The 20,771-nt window shown below is 45.5% G+C and carries 19 protein-coding genes; 12 read left to right on the top strand and 7 right to left on the bottom strand.

Translation table 11 applies throughout. The features are described 5' to 3' along the window. Positions 1 to 33 precede the first annotated feature (33 nt). The 6 genes from ACGHAV_RS12420 to ACGHAV_RS12445 all read right to left on the bottom strand — a co-directional run bounded on the left by ACGHAV_RS12420 (position 34) and on the right by ACGHAV_RS12445 (position 6,699). Positions 34 to 861, bottom strand: a complete 828-nt coding sequence (locus ACGHAV_RS12420; protein WP_390381047.1) for a symmetrical bis(5'-nucleosyl)-tetraphosphatase — start codon at positions 859 to 861, stop codon at positions 34 to 36. Positions 862 to 888: 27 nt separating this feature from the next. Next, on the bottom strand, positions 889 to 1,263 hold the full coding sequence (apaG, locus tag ACGHAV_RS12425) for a Co2+/Mg2+ efflux protein ApaG (protein ID WP_390381050.1): 375 nt from the start codon (positions 1,261 to 1,263) through the stop codon (positions 889 to 891). A gap of 6 nt (positions 1,264 to 1,269) precedes the next feature. After that, positions 1,270 to 2,097: a 16S rRNA (adenine(1518)-N(6)/adenine(1519)-N(6))-dimethyltransferase RsmA gene (rsmA, locus tag ACGHAV_RS12430; RefSeq protein WP_334015439.1), complete on the bottom strand. Its 828-nt coding sequence runs from the start codon at positions 2,095 to 2,097 to the stop codon at positions 1,270 to 1,272. Next, positions 2,094 to 3,080 carry a 4-hydroxythreonine-4-phosphate dehydrogenase PdxA gene (gene pdxA / locus ACGHAV_RS12435; protein ID WP_390381053.1) on the bottom strand — a complete coding sequence of 329 codons (987 nt, stop codon included), beginning with the start codon at positions 3,078 to 3,080 and terminating at the stop codon, positions 2,094 to 2,096. Before pdxA ends, rsmA begins: the two co-directional genes overlap by 4 nt. A 20-nt stretch (positions 3,081 to 3,100) precedes the next feature. Beyond that, the gene (gene surA, locus ACGHAV_RS12440; RefSeq protein ID WP_390381056.1) at positions 3,101 to 4,384 is read right to left on the bottom strand and encodes a peptidylprolyl isomerase SurA; all 1,284 of its coding nucleotides are present in this window, start codon (positions 4,382 to 4,384) and stop codon (positions 3,101 to 3,103) included. A gap of 62 nt (positions 4,385 to 4,446) precedes the next feature. Continuing rightward, positions 4,447 to 6,699 carry an LPS-assembly protein LptD gene (locus ACGHAV_RS12445; protein ID WP_390381059.1) on the bottom strand — a complete coding sequence of 751 codons (2,253 nt, stop codon included), beginning with the start codon at positions 6,697 to 6,699 and terminating at the stop codon, positions 4,447 to 4,449. A 292-nt stretch (positions 6,700 to 6,991) separates the two neighbouring features. Between ACGHAV_RS12445 and djlA the strand changes: the two genes are divergently transcribed. From djlA to ACGHAV_RS12505, 12 genes are all read left to right on the top strand, one after another. Continuing rightward, positions 6,992 to 7,852 (top strand): co-chaperone DjlA, encoded by an 861-nt coding sequence (gene djlA / locus ACGHAV_RS12450; protein ID WP_390381062.1) that lies wholly within the window; start codon positions 6,992 to 6,994, stop codon positions 7,850 to 7,852. After that, complete coding sequence (xerD, locus tag ACGHAV_RS12455; RefSeq protein ID WP_390381064.1) at positions 7,852 to 8,790, top strand: site-specific tyrosine recombinase XerD; 939 nt, start codon at positions 7,852 to 7,854, stop codon at positions 8,788 to 8,790. Before djlA ends, xerD begins: the two co-directional genes overlap by 1 nt. A 319-nt stretch (positions 8,791 to 9,109) precedes the next feature. Further along, complete coding sequence (gene dsbC / locus ACGHAV_RS12460) at positions 9,110 to 9,838, top strand: bifunctional protein-disulfide isomerase/oxidoreductase DsbC (RefSeq protein WP_390381067.1); 729 nt, start codon at positions 9,110 to 9,112, stop codon at positions 9,836 to 9,838. Between the two features lie 173 nt (positions 9,839 to 10,011). Next, positions 10,012 to 11,736, top strand: coding sequence for a single-stranded-DNA-specific exonuclease RecJ (recJ, locus tag ACGHAV_RS12465; RefSeq protein ID WP_390381070.1), 1,725 nt, complete (start codon positions 10,012 to 10,014; stop codon positions 11,734 to 11,736). 83 nt (positions 11,737 to 11,819) lie between these two features. After that, the gene (locus tag ACGHAV_RS12470; RefSeq protein WP_390381072.1) at positions 11,820 to 12,104 is read left to right on the top strand and encodes a hypothetical protein; all 285 of its coding nucleotides are present in this window, start codon (positions 11,820 to 11,822) and stop codon (positions 12,102 to 12,104) included. Between the two features lie 34 nt (positions 12,105 to 12,138). Further along, positions 12,139 to 12,843, top strand: coding sequence for a DNA repair protein RecO (recO, locus tag ACGHAV_RS12475; protein ID WP_390381075.1), 705 nt, complete (start codon positions 12,139 to 12,141; stop codon positions 12,841 to 12,843). A 262-nt stretch (positions 12,844 to 13,105) separates the two neighbouring features. After that, the gene (gene pdxJ / locus ACGHAV_RS12480; RefSeq protein ID WP_390381078.1) at positions 13,106 to 13,843 is read left to right on the top strand and encodes a pyridoxine 5'-phosphate synthase; all 738 of its coding nucleotides are present in this window, start codon (positions 13,106 to 13,108) and stop codon (positions 13,841 to 13,843) included. A 19-nt stretch (positions 13,844 to 13,862) separates the two neighbouring features. Continuing rightward, entirely contained in the window at positions 13,863 to 14,243 is a 381-nt protein-coding gene (gene acpS, locus ACGHAV_RS12485; RefSeq protein ID WP_390381081.1) for a holo-ACP synthase, read from the top strand. Between the two features lie 128 nt (positions 14,244 to 14,371). Further along, positions 14,372 to 15,931, top strand: coding sequence for a 23S rRNA (uracil(1939)-C(5))-methyltransferase RlmD (gene rlmD / locus ACGHAV_RS12490; RefSeq protein ID WP_390381083.1), 1,560 nt, complete (start codon positions 14,372 to 14,374; stop codon positions 15,929 to 15,931). Between the two features lie 12 nt (positions 15,932 to 15,943). Beyond that, positions 15,944 to 18,127, top strand: a complete 2,184-nt coding sequence (gene relA / locus ACGHAV_RS12495; protein ID WP_390381086.1) for a GTP diphosphokinase — start codon at positions 15,944 to 15,946, stop codon at positions 18,125 to 18,127. Further along, positions 18,105 to 18,980, top strand: a complete 876-nt coding sequence (gene mazG / locus ACGHAV_RS12500) for a nucleoside triphosphate pyrophosphohydrolase (RefSeq protein ID WP_390381089.1) — start codon at positions 18,105 to 18,107, stop codon at positions 18,978 to 18,980. Before relA ends, mazG begins: the two co-directional genes overlap by 23 nt. 234 nt (positions 18,981 to 19,214) lie before the next feature. Then, positions 19,215 to 19,586, top strand: a complete 372-nt coding sequence (locus ACGHAV_RS12505; RefSeq protein WP_390381092.1) for a YbaN family protein — start codon at positions 19,215 to 19,217, stop codon at positions 19,584 to 19,586. Between the two features lie 9 nt (positions 19,587 to 19,595). On the opposite strand, the gene ACGHAV_RS12510 is transcribed toward ACGHAV_RS12505, so the two are convergent. Beyond that, positions 19,596 to 20,762: a hydroxymethylglutaryl-CoA reductase gene (locus ACGHAV_RS12510; protein ID WP_390381095.1), complete on the bottom strand. Its 1,167-nt coding sequence runs from the start codon at positions 20,760 to 20,762 to the stop codon at positions 19,596 to 19,598. Positions 20,763 to 20,771: the final 9 nt, after the last annotated feature.

Below are 20,771 nucleotides of genomic sequence, written 5' to 3' on the forward strand. Positions count from 1 at the left end.
AAATCCGAAAACTAAGAAGTGAAGGGCGTGGGCTTAAGCGTCAATTTGTATAAGTTCGTTTGAATTAAGGTTAAGCATGGTCATTGACTGTCCCCACACATAACCTGTGTCTAAACCTATAAACTGGTGCTTTTGTGTTTGCCCCGACAGCGCAGCCCAATGGCCAAAAACAACGCGGTCGTTTTTATCCAGTTTAAGGTTATCTACAGTGAACCAGGGTTGAAGTGAACTATTGACGCTGTTAGCGACGGCACTAGGATGAGATTTATGTTCGAAGTCTAGAGCGTTGATGTTCTCTATAAAGCGCATGCGAGTGCACGCATTAACAATAAAACGAAGTCGCTTTTTACCTTGTAGGTCATTGTCCCAACGGTTGGGCTCGTTTCCATACATGTCGCTTAGAAACTCAGCGTAATTGTCACCGCGAAGCACTTTGCTTACCTCGCCACTTAGGCTAACAGCCTCGTCGATTGACCACTGTGGATACAGGCCCGCATGAACCATTATGGTGTTAGGCGCTATGTGTTTTACCAGCGGAAACTGTCGAAGCCAGTCAGTAAGCTCTTGTAGGTCGTTAGCCTTTAACAGCGGGTTTAATTTGTCTGATTTTTTCGCTTTTCGTAAGCCATTAATAACGGAAAGCAAATGTAAGTCATGATTCCCCAGTACGCTTGAAAACCCGTTTCCCAGCGACTTTAAAAAACGAAGTGTGCTAAGCGAGTCTTCACCTCTTGCCACTAGGTCGCCCACCGCAAGCAGTGTGTCCGAGTCGGGATTAAACTTAACTTTATCTAATATACGGCGAAGGCCTTCATAACAGCCTTGAATATCGCCAATGACGTAGGTATTGCTTTGCGACAATATAGCTTTCTCTGCGCTTGGAAAAAATTAATGGAGTATATTAGGTACCGCTAATCGAAACACAGCAATGGGAACACGGAAGCGTTCGCCGTTTTCCCGCTCCATTTCGTAGTAGCCTTCCATACTGCCAACGGGCGTGTCAATAACAGCACCGCTAGTATACTCGAACGATTCACCTGCTTTCATTATAGGCTGTTTACCAACAACGCCAGCACCTTCTACTTCTGACGCTTTTCCATTGGCATCACAAATGCGCCAGTAGCGGTTGATAAGCTGCACTGTCTCAGGGCTCTTATTCTCTATCTTAATGTGATAGGCAAATGCGTATTGCTTTGAATCTGAAGGAAGGTGCTCAGGTAGGTGGCGAGTGTTAACTCGCACCTCAATGTCTGGAGTATCCATAGCAAATTACTGCTCTTGCTGGCTTTCTTTTGCTGAAACCGCATTTGCCAATGTGGCAAAGTCGCTAAGCGACAACACTTCTGCTCGGCATGTTGGATCTATCCCCAGTGCTGAAATTTCTTCTTCACTTAGGCAGTCTTTCAGCGAATTACGAATGGTTTTACGGCGTTGATTGAAAGCTTGTGCACACACGCGCTCAAGCGTATTTACCGACTCAACATCAACAGGAGGTGTCTGATGTGGTATCAATTTCACCACCGCCGAGTCTACTTTTGGTGCAGGCTTGAAAGCGCCTGGCGGCACGTTCAGCACGGGGATAACGTGGCAGTAATACTGCGCCATAACAGACAATCTGCCGTAATTTTTCGAACCAGGGCCCGCAGCAAGGCGGTTAACCACTTCTTTTTGCAACATGAAGTGCATGTCTTCAATGCTTTGTGCGTGGTCGAATAGGTGGAACATTAACGGCGTTGAAATGTTGTAGGGCAGGTTGCCGAAAACGCGCAGCTTCTTGTCTTTTTCCGGCATATCTTTCAATAAGGCAGAAAAATCCATTGTCATTGCGTCTTGCTCAATGACGGTAAGCTTTTCACCGTTAAATGGGTGATGGCGCAAGCGCTTGGCAAGGTCTCGGTCAAGCTCAATAACAGTAAGTGCGTTAACTTCTTCGCATACAGGGTCGGTAAGCGCGCCTAAACCAGGTCCTATTTCAACCAAGTTTTGCTCGTTCTTCGGCGCAATGGCGGCAACAATTTTTCCAATCACGTATTCATCGTGAAGAAAGTTCTGACCGAAGCGCTTTCTGGCCGTGTGGCCTAAATGTGTTTTACTCATTGTTGATGATGTGCAAGCTCAATGGCTTTTTCTAATGCTTTTCTGAAACTGCCCGCATCTGCCTCACCTGTGCCCGCTAAATCAAGCGCGGTACCGTGGTCGACAGATGTACGAACAAAAGGAAGGCCTAGGGTGATATTCACCGAGGCGCCAAAACCCTTGTATTTTAGCACGGGTAGCCCTTGATCGTGATACATTGCTAACACAACATCGGCTTTATCAAGGTATTTAGGCTGAAAAATAGTATCGGCAGGTAATGGACCGGTAATATTCAAGCCTTCTTCACGCAGCTCATCAAGGGCCGGTGTGATAGTTTGAATTTCTTCTTTACCAATATGACCATCTTCACCCGCGTGAGGATTAAGTCCGCACACATAGATATTAGGCTCTTTAATGCCGAATTTTAATTTTAAGTCGGTATTAATGATATGAATAACTTTGTGCAGGCGTTCGCGCGTAATGGCCTTTGCTACGTACTCCAAAGGAATGTGGGTGGTGGCAAGTGCTACATTCAGCCCTTCTGTTGATAACAGCATAACCACGTCAATTGTGTTTGACTGATAGGCAAAAAACTCGGTATGGCCACTAAAAGACACGCCCGCTTGGTTAATAATGCCCTTGTGAACAGGGCCCGTAACCACGGCGTCGAAGTCACCATCCATATTGGCCTGACAGGCTTGGCGAAGGGTTTCAACAACGTATAAACCGTTGTCGCTATTAAGCGTACCGGCTACTACATCAACAGATTTATCTATTTGCTTAATATACAACGAACCCGCATTTTGAATTTGCGGGTTATTGGCGTCGTAATCAATAAGGGTTAGCGGTAGGCCTAGCATCTCAGCTCTTTGTTCAAGCATGGCTCTGTCGGCGAATACCACAAGCTGAGCCTGCCAAGCTTCTTGGGCCAGTTTAATAATTAAATCTGGCCCTATCCCCGCCGGCTCTCCCGGTGTTATTGCAATTTTAATCGGTGTACTCATGTACTAATGTGTCTTCTCTCTTATGACTCGACAACTTCTACATACGCTGAATCGCGCATTTCACGTAGCCAGTTCTCGGTTTCTTCAGCAAACTTTCGGTTGAAAATCAGCTGATAGGCTTTGTCTTCTTTGCGCTTGTCAGTCGCGTCATCAACGCGGCGCTCTAGTAGCTGGATTAAGTGCCAGCCGTGAACGGTACGCACAGGTTGACTAAATTCACCAGGCTCTAGGTTTGCTAGGGCTTCTGAGAATTCAGGTACGTAAACTTTTGGATCTGACCAACCTAATTCACCGCCACGTAGTGCTGAACCAGGATCTTCAGAATGCTCTTTCGCTAGTTCTGCAAAGTCTGCATCGCCATTTATTACGTCTTCTTTAAACCCGATAAGCATTTCTCGTGCTTTGTCTTCACTTAAAATAATGGAAGGTTTTACAAGAATGTGGCGAGACTTCACTTCTTCAACGGTAACTTTTTCAATACCGCGTGTGTCTATTACTTTTAGAATGTGGAAACCTGCACCACTTCGAATAGGACCTACTAGTGAATCTTTCTCTTTATCTTGGATAGCTTCAGCAAAAAGCGTTGGCATGGCGTTAATGTTCAACCAGCCCATATCACCACCTTCAAGTGCCTCGTTACCTGATGAAGAGGCAATAGCAATTTTGGCAAAGTCAGACCCCGACTCTAATAAGCCAATAACTTTGTCAGCACGCTCGCGTGCAGCTTGAATGTCTTCATCAGATGGCTCTGGTGGGAAACCGATAAGAATATGACCTAAACGGTATTCAGCCTGCTCCGCACCCTGTTGTTCCATTACAGACAGCAGTGTTTCAATTTCTTGAGGCGTAATATAAACGCGGCGACGAACGTTAGCGCGGCGCACTTCACCCATAATAATTTCTTCGCGAATGTCTTCGCGGTAGTCTTCATAAGCGATACCGTCAGCAGCAAGCTGCGCACGTAAACGTTCTACTGTTGCACCTTGATTAGTTGCAATGTTGCTTATCGTTTGCTCTAGCTGAGGATCGCTAATGCGAATACCCATACGCTCTGCCATTTGTAGCTGAAGGTTTTTCGTAATTAATCGCTCAATGGCTTGAGTGCGAAGTGCGCGGTCTGATGGCAATTGCTGGTTGTTTGCCTGCGCATTGCGTTTAACTTCCGCTACAAGCGCGTCAATTTCGCTTTCTAGCACTACGCCTTGGTCAACAATAACAGCCACACGATCAAGCATCACCTCTTGAGCAACGGTGTTAAACGAAAGAAGGGCACCTAACATCAATGCACGGATAATGAACTTCATAAACACTCTTATTTTATTAGTTAATTGCACTCACGCGTACTACTGGTACGCACAATTGCGGGTTAATTTAAACTATAAGGCTGTCGATAGCCAAACATACCGTCTTGCAGCATGCTTCTTCTCGTTCCAGATGAACCAATACCTTTAAAGATAAATTGCAGCGAAATACCCGAGTCGAAATCGTCAATAGTTTGCTCGCCTCTTGCATTAAAGCGATTGTTCAGCGTGCGCTGAGCCACTAGACGAATGGCCCAACAGCAAGACTCATATTGAATACCAGTATAGGTTTCAACGCTGCGATGCCTTTCCAAATCTCGATAAGTTCTGCCTACCCATTGCCAATTTTCAGAGATGGGCCAGCTTGCCGATACACCAATTTGGTCAATGGTTTCACCACTTAAATCTCTTACATAACGATGGCTGAGTTGTATAAAGCGACTGGCATCTTTACGGTATTCAACACCAATACTACTTAAATCAACTTTTTCTGTTTCGGTCGTTACCTGTACATCGGTGTGTAAAAACCAATTGTTATTTACACGCCAATCTACTTCGGCAGCTAGCGCAGAGCGGTCCTGATTCTTCGTAGCTGCAATTACCTTGTTATCTTCAAGGTAGAATATCTGACCCACGCTCAGTACAAATTGTTCCCTGTTGTTTTTATCTAACAGGCGCGTGGTTGCACCAAGTGTGATTTGGTTGTTGTCGTTAATACGGTCAAGGCCAGTAAATTCTTGGCCGCGAAACAATCCTTCAACATCGGTTAGCAGTGGCGTTGAGTCGTAAAAACCGATGTCAGTTTGATCTTCGAAAGACGTATACAAATACTGCACTTTCGGTTCAAAGGTCATTGATAAGTTTTCATCGAACCACGATTTGTCGCGTTCAAAGAAAAGGGCGCCGTATAGCCTTGCTTGACCCAAGGTACGGTCAACGTCTTCTGCTAAAAGTGTTCCCTCAACATTGTCTTGTTGGTAAACCGTTTGAAAAATGGTGGTTTCAGCAACAAATTCACCCCAAGCAGCGCGCAGCGGCATAGCAAGGGTAGGCGCAATGTGAAAACGGGTTGCAGTAGGCGCTGTGTCGAGCGCGTTGTCGAAATGTGCGAGCTCAGAGTCGATGCTAAATTCGAATAAGTCACCCAAAGGCTTGGTATAATTTACCTTAATTTCTGGCACCGCACGGTAGCTATCAGCAATATTACCAAGTACTTCAAAGTCTTTTACCTGCATTTGCAGCGCGATATTTTCAGAGTAATAGCTTAGCCCAACACTTCTGTACAAATGTGTATCGGCACGGCTGTAATAATCGCTGCCTAAATCTAACAGGTAGTTATTGTCGCTTAACCCGTTGAAATCAAAGTTAAGCAGCCAGTTGTCACCAATCAACCCTTGATGCTCTAAACGATAAAAGTAACGGTCTGGGTTACCGTCAATATCTGAGTCACTCGGCAAGTATTCAATATAGGCTTTACTCTGGCTGGTCTCGCTCAAGTATCGAAACTCGGTATTTAACTGCACACCACGACGGGTCATTAAACGCGGTGAGATTGTCATGTCGTAATTAGGTGCCATGTTCCAGTAAAATGGCTGGGTGTAATCTACACCTGTACGACTTGAGCTTGTTAAGTTCGGAAAAAGCAGGCCAGTTTGACGCTGGTTACTTACTGGGAAGGCAAAGTAGGGAAGATAAAATACAGGTATATCGGCAATGTAAAAACGGGTATGTTTAGCCTGACCCCATACGGTTCCTTTTTCTAAGCTAATCTCACTGGCACGAATCTGCCAGTCTTCTTGCCCCTCTGGACACGTTGAAAAACTTACGTCGCTAAGCACAATGCCCGTGTCGGTAGCAAGAAGGATGTCCTCGGCAGCACCTTGACCAACGAAACCGGTAAGTTGATACCGCGTGTTTGCCATTTCTAGGCGCTCTTCGGTTGCGCGAAGTGTTACAGAATCGCTTTCAACTTTAAGCTGAGCATCTTGGTACACTACATCGCCTTTCGCGATGAGATCCCTGCCACCGCCGTTAACCTGTGCTTGCGATGCGCTTATCACCGCCGTGTCTGAGGTAATATCAACATTACCAGAAAACAAGGCAACCGTGTCTTCAATAATCTCGGTTCTGTTCGCTTCTACTTTTACATGCCCTTTAGGCATAAGTGCTTCACTACTAAAGGTCACTGGTTCAGCTGAGCAAAACGCAACGGGCACAGCGTCAGTGGCTGTATTTGTGGTGTTTGCTAATGTTTCCTGAGCTATCGCGACAGAAGGCAAAAGGGTCGCGGAAACGAGCATGGCGCAGGTATTTTTCATGCGTAAAAGGACGGCCTGTTTTATTGTTTGTGCTTTTTTACTCTATTTAAGAGACGCGTTCTTTAAAAGAGTTCGGCAAAATTTTCATTAAGCCCTCAATTCTAAGCACTTCTGCTTCAATAACCAACCATTGAGGTAAAAAAATGCGCTTTTTCTGTGCATTTTATCCCTTTTATTTATATTTGCGGCTTTGGTATATTGCCACGAGACAATTTAGGGAGCACAAAACCAAGCTTCCTTTCAACTTATAAAAGCGTGTCAAGCAGATAGCCGCGCAACGGAGAGCTAATTCATGTCAATTTGGGGAAAGATCCTCGGCGCTGTTTTTGGGTTTATGTTTTTAAAAATCCCAGGAGCCATTTTAGGGCTCATCGTGGGGCATTTCTTCGATAAAGCATACAGCCAGGACTTCAATCGACTCGGCGGGTTTGGACGTTTTTTTTCTGACCAAGACAGCCTTAAACAGCAAGCCATATTTTTCCACAGCCTTTTCAGTGCGTTGGGGCATTTGGCAAAAGCAGACGGTAAAGTAACCAATAAAGAAATTGAAGTTGCTACGGCACTGATGGACGAAATGCAGCTTACCGGTGACGCCAGACGCGAGGCCCAAGAAGCATTCCGTGAAGGCAAGGCAAGAGATTTTCCACTTGTCGATACTCTTAAAGGCTTTTACGAGGCTACGCACGGGCGCAGAGATATTCTTCAAGTCTTTTTGGAAATCCTTATTCAAGCCGCATTTGCTGATGGGCAGCTTTCTCAAGAAGAATATAACGTGCTTGAAAAGGTGGCGAAGCCCCTTGGCTTTAGACGTCGTGACCTAGACTATCTTATTTCCATTTATGAAGCTGAAATACGTTTTCGCCGAGGCCGCTCACAGCAGTCTCGACAGGGTGGCTATCGTCAAGGCGCTCATGGTCAGCAAAGTACGTATTCGGAACAGCAAAGTATCGACGATGCATACCGTATTCTTGGCGTTTCGGCCAGCGATGACGAAAAGGTAATAAAGCGAGCATATCGCAAGCGCATGGCCGAACATCACCCCGATAAGCTGGTATCGAAAGGACTGCCCGAACAAGCGATGGAAATAGCGAAAAAGAAAGCGCAAGACATACAGTCAGCTTATGAGCTTATTAAGCAGAAGCGTGGTTTTTAATGGGCGGTAAAGCACGTAAACCAGCGCGAGAATTAACTTATGTGCCCGCGGCCAGCCAAGCGCATATTGATGGTTTCATCGACATGTTGTGGTTGGAAAAAGGGTTGTCAGATCACACGCAGCAAAGTTATCGAACTGACTTAACTAAATTGGCTATTTTTAGTAATAACATTGGTGTCAAAGACATTGCTGTTTTAACTACCGAGCAACTTCAAGATTATTTGGCACATCGCCATGACAAAGGATTGTCTACAAGAAGCACGCAGCGAGCTCTTAGCGCAATTCGGGCTTTTTTTGTGTTCTTGATTAGTAAGCAAGTACGCGTAGATAGCCCTGTTTCTGCGCTGTCTAACCCTAAAACGCCAAAGTCTTTGCCCACGTCGTTAAGTGAGCGACAAGTAGAGGACTTGCTGTCGGCTCCGCTTACCGATGACCCCATAGAATGTCGTGATAAAAGCATGCTAGAAGTGTTGTATGCAACAGGGCTTCGCGTTAGCGAGTTAATTGGTTTAACTATGGATCAAATAAGCCTACAGCAAGGCGTTGTAAGGGTTGTTGGTAAAGGTGATAAAGAGCGACTAGTGCCACTTGGCGAAGAGGCTATTGAGTGGCTATTACACTACATTAAAACCGCGCGACCTGTTCTTGCATCGAAACAGTCAGATTTTGTGTATTTAAGTAAACGTGGGCAAAAAATGACGCGCCAAACGTTTTGGCACAGAATTAAATATTACGCCGTAAAAGCCGGCATTGAGCAGCATTTGTCGCCGCACACGTTGCGCCATGCGTTTGCTACGCATTTACTTAATCACGGTGCCGACCTGCGTGTAGTACAAATGTTGCTGGGGCACAGTGACCTATCAACAACCCAGATTTATACCCACGTTGCAACAGAAAGACTGCAAACATTGATACACAGCCATCACCCAAGAGGGTAGATAGAGCAGATAGAATACAGAAATGCATAGTGGAAGAGGGCAAAAGGGAAACGGGTGTGCTATCAAGTAGCGCATTCACACGATAAGTGGTGGGAGTGCGTGTTTTAATCGCAGTGTAGTGTGTTAGCATTAATGCAATTTTTTACAAGGTTAGACGGTCTGATAGCTAAACAACGAAATAAATAGCTGGGTTTTAACAGCTAAGCTTTTATCTAGCATACCTCGTACAAGTAATCAGATTTCACGGCGCATTAACTATACCCATGGTAATAGTAACCGCCTAAGAATAAAGCCCAATGTGGCTGATGGAGTAATTTAAGTGAAAGCAGTAAAACAGTTCATCCTTGCAGGCGCGATTGCCGCTACCTCGCTTCTTAGTTCAGCTGTATTTGCCGCAGATGAAGCCGCAATAACAAACAAACTTACTTCAAAGCTAGGGCTTGAGGTAGATTCTATAGCAGATTCACCAGTAAAAGGTTTGGTTCAGGTATCAACAAACCGTGGGCTTTTTTATGTGAGTGAAGACGGTGAGTATTTGCTTCAGGCACGTGTTTTCAATATTGATGCTGAAATGCGTAACGAAACAGAAGTTGCGCTATCATCACTGCGTGTTGAAGGCGTAAACAATATGGCGTCTTCTGCCATTGTGTTTAAGGCGAAAGAAGAGAAGCACGTTATCAGCGTATTTACTGATATCACCTGTGGTTACTGCCGTAAGTTTCACAACGAAATTGATGAGCTAAATGAAAAAGGTATTACGGTTCAATATCTTGCGTTCCCGCGTTCTGGCTTAAACAGCCCGAACTACAACGATATGGTGTCGGTATGGTGTGCTGAAAATCCACAGCAGGCGCTGACAGACGCCAAGGCGGGTGATGATGTTGCTGCTGCTAGCTGTACTAATAAAGTGGCAGAGCAGTATATGTTAGGTCAGAAGCTTGGTGTAAACGGCACGCCAAACATCATTCTTCCAGACGGCTCACTTATTCCCGGTTATCAGCCTGCAGCGCTACTTTCACAAGCATTAGACGCTGCCGCTCAGTCTTAAATGAATAGTGCCCACACTTTTTTGGTATGGGCTACATATTCGAAAAAAGAAAACGCGCGATTTGTGCGTTTTTTTGTTTTATGCGATATCATTTCGCACATATTAAACAGCGTTTTTCTGTTGTGCCTAAAATATAAAGCGCTGCCATCTACATAATTAGAAAGTGATACTTCATGATCCTGCCCATTGTACGACGAGATGCCGCGGGAGCGTCTTTAAGCGAAGACTTGCACCCTGTTATTGATAGAATTTATCGCGGCCGAAACATTACGCATATCGACGACTTAGAAAATGGCCTAAAAGGGCTTACCCATTTCAACGCACTAAAAGGAATGGCTGAAGCAGCCCGTTTATTGGCTGATACTGTTGAGCAGAACAAGCGTTTAGTTATAGTAGGCGACTTTGATGCCGACGGCGCAACAAGTACTTCGGTGTGTATGCTTGCGCTTAAAATGATGGGGCATACTAACGCAGACTTCTTGGTGCCCAATAGATTCGACTTTGGCTATGGCTTGAGCGTGCCTATTGTTGATGTTGCGGCAGAGCAGGGTGCTGACATCATTGTTACCGTAGACAATGGCATTAGCTGTATAGACGGTGTGAAACACGCAAAACAGCTAGGCTTGCAGGTTTTGGTTACCGACCATCACTTACCGGGCAATGAATTACCGCCCGCAGACGCTATTGTTAACCCCAATCAACCTGGTTGTACATTTGTATCAAAAAATTTGGCGGGTGTTGGCGTGGCCTTCTATATAATGCTGGCGCTTAAAGCAGAGCTGCAGCAGCGTGGCTATTTTGAACGTACTAGTATAGCCCCACCAAATTTGGCATCTTTACTGGATATTGTGGCGGTAGGCACTGTTGCCGATGTGGTCGTACTTGATAAGAACAACCGAATTTTGGTGCACCAAGGCCTTCAGCGTATACGCGCGGGTAAATGTCGACCAGGCATAAAGGCGCTTGTGGAAGTGGCTAACAGAGAGTGTGCGCATCTAACGTCCACCGATTTAGGTTTTGTTGTTGGCCCACGTCTTAATGCAGCGGGACGATTAGACGATATGTCGCAGGGCATTGCCTGTTTGTTGGAAGACGACACCATTCAAGCGCGCATGATTGCCGCAGAGCTCGATGCTCTGAATAAAGAGCGCCGCGAAATTGAAACGGGCATGAAAGCGCAAGCCGAGCAAGCGCTACAAGAAATGGCGATTAATGAAGGCGATATTCCTGCTGCACTGGTGGTATATAGAGAAGACTTTCACCAAGGTGTAATAGGTATTGTTGCAGGGCGTTTAAAGGAGCAGTATTTAAAGCCGGTCATTGCTTTTGCTCATCAAGATGATGAAGTTATTAAAGGTTCGGCACGTTCGATACCTGGCGTGCATATTCGCGATGTGTTGGATGAAGTTAACACGCGCTACCCTGGTGTAATAGACAAATTTGGTGGTCACGCGATGGCGGCAGGTTTAAGTTTGCCTGTTGCTCAATTAAAAGCATTTGAGCATGCGTTTGTTGCAGTGGCACAAGAGCACGTAGCAAAACTAGATGGTAATCATGCTTTGCTGTCAGACGGAGACCTGTCGGCCAGCGAATTAAGCTTACCCTTTGCTCATTTGTTGCGCCAAGCTGGGCCTTTCGGCCAAGGGTTTGAGTCGCCGCTGTTTGACGGAGAGTTCGAATTACTCGATCAGCGTTTAGTAGGGCAAAAGCATTTAAAAATGGTGTTGCGAAGCCAAGGTTCATCAGAGGTAGATGCAATAGCATTTAATATCGATATAAAAGCGTGGCCTAATGCAATGGTAAAACGGGTTCATATTGCATATCGACTAGACGTAAACGTTTTTCGTGGCCAAGAAACTTTGCAGCTTATTATTGAGCAAATTGAGGCGTGCAAGTAAGTACATACATACCGTAAGATTCAGTTTTGGAAAGCCTTAGGGTTGTGATGTAACGAAAGACTATCGGTAAAAGTAGGGGTAATGTGGCTAAATCAGAACGACAAAAACTGTTAGAAAAGCACGGGCAGCTTAATCAAACTGACAATGCAAAAGTGATATCTCACGTGCAGCGAGAAGAGAAAGACAGTGACTGGGTTCGCCACACTATTATGCTTGATGGAATTGATGTTCCCTTTATTTATAGAAGAAAGCAGCACTATCAAAATTTAAAAGGTGCCCGTGTTAACGTGACGTATTATCGTCATGTTGAAGACGTTGCCGGCATTGAGTTTGAAACCATGAAAGTGGTTAGAATTAAACGAAGCTAGTAGCAAAGAAAACCAAAATAAAAAGTAGATGACAATGAATGATGAATGGTTGAACGCGTATGTGTTGCATAGACGTCCCTATCGTGAGACCAGTTACATTGTCGACTTTTTTACGCTGGAAGAGGGGCGTATAAGCGCGGTAGCAAAGGGCGTTAAAAACAGTAAGTCTGATAAGAAAAGCCTGCTACAACCTTTTCAACATTTACGTATTCAGCTTAGTGGCAAGTCGGAACTTAAAAACCTGCGGCATGTTGAAAGTGTGTCGCCATCAATATCTCTTGTTGGCACCGCCTTATTTTGCGCCATGTATGTAAACGAGCTTTCAAATCGTATATTGCCAGCCGGTTTAGCCAGTGACGGCGTATACAGTGCGTATGAAAGTGCACTACATGCTCTGCACCTTAATGGCGACATTGAAATAACGCTTCGTGAATTTGAATTTGCCTTACTAGATGAAATGGGATTACTGCCCGACTTCACGACTGATGTAGAGTATGAAATGCCCATTGAGGAAAAAGGCAGCTATCATTTTCAACCTGATGCAGGTTTCATACAGATGCCAGATAATATGGCTGGTGCTAGGGGCTTTCCTGGCAGTGCGTTGCTGTCACTGGCGCAGGGAGAATTCACACCGTTAAGTAAAAAAGTGGCCAAAGTGTTGTGTCGCGATTTGCTGAAGCCACTTATTGGTTCGAAGCCGCTAAAAAGCCGCGAGCTTTTTATGCCGCAAAAACGCTAACAAAACCTGTGATGCTAAATGCATCATTTAAATCGTTTACCCTTTTCGATTACGTTATTTAACGTGCGCCTTTACGTAAATTATTTTCTTTTAACACAAGTAAGTAGGGTCGTAATTGTACCCCTTGAAAGTAAAAAGTTTGCTACAATCCGCTCATTCGTTTTGAGGCCAGTAGCTATTTCTTTCAGTGCCTAACTGGCTCAACACAACTCTATTAACTTACGAGGCTGATACGTCAGCGTCTTCAATGCTAGGTGATGAAATGAGCACGATACTTCTAGGCGTTAACATCGACCATATTGCAACATTGCGCAACGCGCGCGGAACCCATTATCCAGACCCAGTGCATGCCGCAGATATCGCTGAACGCGCCGGCGCCGATGGCATAACGGTGCACCTTCGTGAAGACCGCCGCCATATTAAAGATCGCGATGTAAGAATTCTTGCGCAAACCATTAATACTCGCCTTAACCTAGAGATGGCAGTAACGGATGAAATGTTGGCCATTGCCGAAGAAGTAAAGCCAGTATTTTGCTGTTTAGTGCCAGAAAAGCGTGAAGAGCTTACCACCGAGGGTGGACTTGATGTTGCAGGTAATTTCGATGTTATCAGAGCCGCTTGTGACCGACTAGCGAGCGCAAATATTTTAGTGTCGTTGTTTATTGATGCTGATAAAGCACAAATTGACGCCGCAGCGAAATGCAACGCCCCGTATATTGAAATACATACAGGTCAGTACGCAGAAGCAACCAGTGAAGAAGAGCAAAAAAGAGAACTAGCACGATTGGTTGAAGGTATTGAATATGCCGACAGCTTGGGGTTAAAAGTGAACGCTGGTCACGGTTTGCACTATCATAATGTGAAGCCAATTGCCGCTATTCCTCAGCTTATCGAGCTAAATATTGGCCACGCCATTATCGCTCGTGCAGCGTTCGACGGCTTACATACTGCTGTGGCAGATATGCGTAAATTAATGCTTGAAGCGCGAGCTGGTATCTAACATAAGGTAGCTATGAATTATGGCAATTGCTGGCTTAGGGACAGACATTGTTGAAATTGCGCGTTTAGGTAAAAACGACGAAGTGAATGAACGTTTAGCTAAACGCGTTTTAACACCAGCGGAGTGGCAACAGTTTATAGAGCATAGTTCGCCTATTCGTTTTTTAGCTAAGCGCTTTGCAGCCAAGGAAGCCGCTGTGAAAGCACTTGGAACTGGTATCGGCAATGGCATTAGCTGGCAGCATATTGAAGTGCGTAACAACGAACTAGGCGCACCACTACTGGTGTTTAACGGCGCGTTTCAAGAAAAGTGTGAGGCAAGAGGTATCACTCGTAGTGCAGTGAGTATTTCTGATGAGCAACATTATGCTGTCGCTACCGTTATACTAGAATCAGACTAATTCGTAGCCTTTCAAATACTGAAAGCCTACATTAAAAGCCCCAACTGAATTACCCTAAGTTAGTTACCTTAAATATTTACTTTAAATCAGATAATTAAAAAACATAGTGCGAATAAGCGGAGTTACCTTTGGCTAACCTTTTTAAACAATCTCGCAAAAAGAATGCGTCTTTAAAAAAGCAAAGCGAGGTGAAACGCGCTAATGCCAATGCTCAAGTTGCTGGGTTGCGGTTTACCAAGAAGTCAGCAGGCAAACCTAATGACAACGAGCAACCTAATACTTCAACAAGCTACCTCGCACTGGACGTTGGTAGCACCACAACGGTAACCATAGATTCTCTTGATTGGATGGGGCAGGGCGTAACTCGAGGCAAAACCACGTTTTTCGTACAAGGGGCATTGCCTGGCGAAACCTGTGATGTTGAAGTCCTATCACTGAAAAAGAATGTGGCGCAAGCCAAAGCGTTGCGAGTTATTACCGCTGAAAATGAACATCGCACTACGCCTTTTTGCCCGGTATTCAACGAGTGTGGTGGATGCCAGTTACAGCATATTGAGCCAGAAGCTGCACTATCGCTTCGTGATAGTGCACTTTGTGACATGATGATGCACCAGTTAGATATGCCACTATCGGCATGGCAAGCACCATTAAGTGGTGAGCGCCCGCAATATCGCCGTAAAGCAAGATTGGCCATAGATGCACGTAACAGCGACAACATTAAACTAGGTTTTCGTGCAGCAGGCAGCAACAAGGTAGTGAATATACAGCAATGCCCTATTTTGGCTGCGCCACTTAGTGCGCTGCCAGGGCTCCTTAACAAGTGTTTATCTGGGTTTGAAAGCGCACGGCACATTGGCCATATAAGCTTGATAGCGCCAGACCCTCACACTTATACGCAAGAAACCGAAACGAATAGGCTAGCCTCTAAGGTAGCGCCTTTAGTCACCATAAAGCATACAAAGTCACTTGAGCCTGCTTTAATTAACGCAGTAAAAAAAGCAGCAAGTGAGCACGCCTTTAGCGTTGTATTTGAAGACAAAAAAGGCACTATGCGCAGCCTTTTCGATGCAACAAGAGAGACACAATCGACTAACGTTCTTCCTGAAGTACGGGTAAACACAATAGACGGGTTTTGGCTAACGCCTTCCGCCAATGACTTTGTTCAGGTTAACAAGGTGGTCAATGAGAAAATGATTCGTCAGGCTCTTCATTGGTTGAATGTGCAAAGTGATGAACGTGTTGCAGACTGGTTTAGCGGGCTGGGTAATTTTACGCTGCCGTTAGCGAACGCAGTGACAAAAACAGGAGCTCAAGTGCAGGCTATCGAAGGCGTGGCTGAAATGGTGCAACGAGCAAAAGCTAACGCACTTGCACAGGGCATTAATAATGTCGATTGGCTGCATCTTGATTTGTCTGATGAAGCAAATGTTCAGCGTTCACTTGAAGGCGGTTTTCACAAAGTGTTGCTAGACCCTTCGCGAGAAGGTGCATTGACGGTTTGTCATGCCCTTGTAAAAGCAATGCCAAAAGCGATAGTGTATGTTTCTTGCAACCCTAGTACTTTCGCAAGAGATGCAAAGGTGCTGCTTGATGGTGGTTATGCTATTGAGAAAGCTGGAGCAGTAGAAATGTTCCCATTTACACATCACATGGAAATGATGGCTTTATTCACAGTGAAACCGCAGTAACGAGTAACGAATATGGTATCGACAAGAAAAGTGCATGAGGCCGACAGGCCATCGTTTGAAGCTTGGATAGACAGTCTTGGTTTAGCAGAAGAAACCAAGGAAAAGTTGAGTGCCGTTTCTACTATTCCCGAGCGTTTGCTTGTGGGGCAGGAAATGGTAGAAATTTTATGCCAGCTAAATATGGACGATGCCACGCTTCAAGCCGCACTGGTTTTCCCTTACTGTGAACAGCATGCACTGAACGAAGATGATATATATGAAGAGTTTGGTGGTGAGATACGCGACCTTATTGTTGGCGTACGCAGAATGGACGCCATCAAAACGCTGCACGCTAGAAAAGTAAGCGGCTCTGGTTTTGCCGAGAAGTCAGACGAACAACATATCGACAGTATTCGTCGAATGTTGCTGGCAATGGTGGAAGATGTGCGCGCCGTTGTTATTAAAATGGCAGAGCGCATTTGCGCCTTACAGCAGGTCAAAAAAGCCGACGAAGAGACCCGTGTAATGGTTGCCCGCGAGTGCGCCAGCATTTATGCACCATTAGCAAACCGTTTAGGTATTGGCCAGCTAAAATGGGAGCTAGAAGACTTAGCCTTTCGCTACCTTCACCCCATAACCTACAAACAAATTGCGCAGCAGCTTGATGGCAAGCGCAAGGCCCGCGCTCAGTACATTGATACCATCGTTGATGATCTTCAGGAGCTATTAGACAACGAACATATTCGCGCCGAAGTGTATGGCCGCCCCAAACATATCTTTAGCATTTGGAAGAAAATGCAAAAGAAGCGTCTTACGTTTGAGCAGCTTTTCGATATTCGTGCGGTTCGTATTATTGCCGAACGTTTACAAGACTGTTATGCCGCGCTAGGCACAGTACATGCCAGCTATAAACACTTACCGAATGAATTCGACGACTATATTGCAACTCCAAAGCCAAACGGATACCAGTCTATTCATACCGTTATTGTAGGGCCTGAAGGTAAGTCGGTAGAAATACAGATTAGAACACAGCAAATGCACCAAGACGCAGAGCTTGGTGTAGCGGCGCACTGGAAATATAAGGAAGGTAGTACAGGTAAACAATCGGGCTATGACGAGCGCATCAACTGGCTTCGCCGAATATTAGCGTGGCAAGAAGAAGTGGCTGAGTCGGGCGATTTAGTGGAAGAACTGCGCAGTCAGGTGTTTGATGATCGCGTTTACGTGTTTACGCCCAAAGGCGATGTAATAGATTTGCCGCAAGGCGCAACACCGTTAGACTTTGCTTACTACATTCACAGTAATGTGGGTCACCGCTGTATTGGCGCCAAGGTTAACGGGCGCATTGTGCCGTTTACTTATTTGCTGCAAAGCGGCGATCAAATTGAAGTGCTAACAGGTAAAGAGCCAAACCCCAGTCGAGACTGGATGCATCCAGGTCTAGGTTACGTACATTCTTCGCGTGCTCGCGCTACCATTCATTCTTTCTTTAAAAAGCAAGACAGAGACAAAAACCTTGCCGCTGGTAAAGAGCTTTTAGAACGCGAACTTCACCGTGCCCACTTACCGGCAAAGGTGCCTAACGAGGCAATAGACAAGTTTAACGTTCAAAATATTGATGACCTATATACCGCTGTAGGCGCTGGTGACGTTAGGGTAATGCAGGTGATTAATTATATTCACCACTTGCAAGAGCCTGTACCTGAAGAGCCAGAAATAAGCCCAAGGGTAAAAACACGCAAATCCGCAGCGGGTTCGGGCAAGAAAGATGCTGTAGTAGTGCAAGGGGTTGGCCACCTAATGAGTCAACTTGCCAACTGTTGCAAGCCGGTTCCCGGTGAGCCTATTTTAGGCTATATCACGCAAGGCCGTGGTGTTAGCGTGCATAAAGAAAGTTGCGACCAGCTTCAGCATTTGTTGTCACAGCACCCCGAACGTCAAATAGAAGTGAATTGGTCTGAAGCGCTGAAAGTGGGCTTTGAAACGGGTATTGATATCTTCTGCCATGACAGAAACGGCATACTGCGCGATATCACTACTGTATTGGCAAATGAGAACGTGCCGTTACTTGGCGTGAATAGCTTAAGCGATAAAAACAGACAGACCGCGCTAATTACTATTTCAATTGAAGTACAAGATTTAGACACTGTGTCGAAGGTGCTTACACGCTTAAGGCAGCTAAAAGGCGTAACAGATGCACAACGAAAGCGAAACTAAGAAAAGCAAACTAATGCTTACTGAAACACAGCGCTTGCTGGCTATAATGGCGCAGCTGCGCGACAAAGACTCAGGCTGCCCTTGGGATGTTGAACAAACCATGGAAAGTTTAACGCGCTACACCATAGAAGAAGCGTATGAAGTGGCCGATGCCATTGCCAATGGTGACATGGGCGAGATCAAAGATGAACTTGGTGACCTTCTGTTTCAAGTCGTGTTTTACGCGCAAATCGCTAGCGAACAAAGTGAGTTTGATTTCGATGATGTGGCGCGCGGTATTAGCGACAAGCTAGTTAGGCGACACCCACATGTTTTCGGCGACGGTGACAACAATCTCGGCTCAAAGGTGCAGAAGCTCAGCCACGCATCGCTTAATGCGCAATGGGACGCCATAAAGGCACAAGAGAGGCAGGCTAAGCAACGCACCAATGAAGGCACTAATGGGACTGCAAGTATATTGGATGCGGTACCTACTGGTATGCCTGCATTAATGCACGCCCAAAAGTTGCAAAAAGCCTGTGCAAAACTGGGTTTTGATTGGCCAGAAGTTACGCCCGTACTGGAGAAAGTGCGTGAAGAGGTAGATGAAATAGCCCAAGAAGTTGGGATAGAAAACAATCATGCCGCTATTGAAGAAGAAATTGGTGATGCGCTTTTTGCGATGGTGAACTTGTCGCGGCATTTAAACGTTGATGCCGATACTGCACTTCGAAAAGCCAGCCATAAGTTTGCCAACCGTTTTAGAGGTGTAGAACAATTAGCACACACTAAAGGTGATGATTTAAATTCACTTACCCTTGATGAAATGGAAGCTCTTTGGCAGCAAGTGAAAGCAATGCCCTTAGACCCTTAGTTTGTCCATCACATATTTCATTGTTGGCTTGCAACACATCAGAGCACTACCGCGTGTTATCAAATATGATCTCAAAAAGATAAAAAGTATATCGGTAGCTTTGTGCATTCAATGTGAAAATAAACTATTCTTTTCAAAAGAGAGCTCGCTACGTTGTAATTGCGTTCGAACGCGTATTAATGTGCCTATTAGTGAGTAAATCTTGTTTCGATGACATGTTTGAGTGGCTGTTTTATGGGGAAATCAATCTATCTTCTCGGTGGTTTAATCCTGACTGCGATTGGCATTGTGGGTGCATTTTTACCTGTATTGCCAACTACTGTTTTCCTCATTGGCGCTTTGTTTTGTTTCGCCAAGTCATCGCCAAAACTTGAAGTATGGTTGTTAACGCATCCTCGCTTTGGTGATAATTTAGTTGCTTGGAGACGTCACGGTGCCATTTCTAAGCGAGTAAAATGCATTGCCTGTTGCAGTATGTTTATTAGTTTTATCTTGGTGTGTTCGCTTGCTTCCTTGCCTTTGCTAGCTTACGTTGGAATTGCCATTTTCATGGGGATTGGAGCGTACTTTGTAATCTCACGCCCCAATTTGACTACTCAACACTAAACCACTGTGTTATCTATTTCGGCCGAAGCGTTCATGGCTACTCACCCATTCATCTGCGACAACGGCGGAGCCTAGCGACAGGTCACCACACAACACCGTGGCGGCAACAAGTTCTGCGAACTTGTTTACGCTGCCTTTGCCACTGCAGCCTAAAACACTAAGGCATTCATTTTGAGTGGCAAGGCCCGTGCCCCCACCATATGTGGCGACAATCAATGACGGGATAGTAACTGAAAAATAGTAATCACCTTGAGGCGTAATTTCTGCAAAGGTAAACCCAGCAGAGGACTCCGCTACATTCGCCACATCTTGTCCGCAAGCAATAAACAGCGCGGTGACACCATTCGCAAAATGAGCACCATTACTGACACTTCCCGCCATCATGGCCCCCATATTGGAGTATTGGCGCTGCTTATATAGTGCTTCTGGCGTGCAATGCATTATATCGGTAACCAGTTGGCGAGGCAGGGTTACTTCAGCGACTACGCGTTTCCCGCGAGTATGCAGAGAGTTAAGATGAGAGTGCTTTTTATCTGTGTCTAAGTTAGCGGCTAGTACAAAGTGATCAATGGGGAAAGGGTAGTTTGCCATGATCCACTCACAGCCCGCTTTAGTGGCTTTACTTACCATGTTTTGGCCTGCGGCATCACCACAGGTAAAGTTAAATCGTAACCAGCGTAGTTTAGACATTGCGTGCTGTTCGATGTCGCGCAAGCGCCCAACGCTTGTTGTCGCATCACACGCTGCTTTAATGCTTGAAAAATGTTGTTTTACCCAGCTACCAAAAGCGAGTGCTTCGCGAGCGTCTTTAAAGGCAAACATAGGAGCGCGCTGCATGGCGTCATCAATTACCGTGGTAGTTACACCTCCTGCTTCACGCGTAAGACGCATGCCACGGCTATAACTGGCAACTAAGGTACCTTCTGTCGTGGCCATAGGCACAAAAAACTCACCGTTAGCGTGTTCTCCATTTACGTGCATAGGACCGGCAAAGCCCACTGGTATTTGTGCAACGCCCGTGAAGTTCTCAATATTCCCTTTAAGCGTTTCTTCTGGCACAGAGTAGTGCCCAGTATGGGTCAATGCAGTACCAGTTTGAGCTTCAATAAAGTCGCGACGCGTTTGACTCATTTGTGCGCTGTAATCATTGTTCTTGTCGCGTGGGATCTTTGCCATCTGTTTATT

Source organism: Alteromonas sp. MTD1 (genome assembly GCF_042848195.1).
Classification (GTDB): domain Bacteria; phylum Pseudomonadota; class Gammaproteobacteria; order Enterobacterales; family Alteromonadaceae; genus Alteromonas.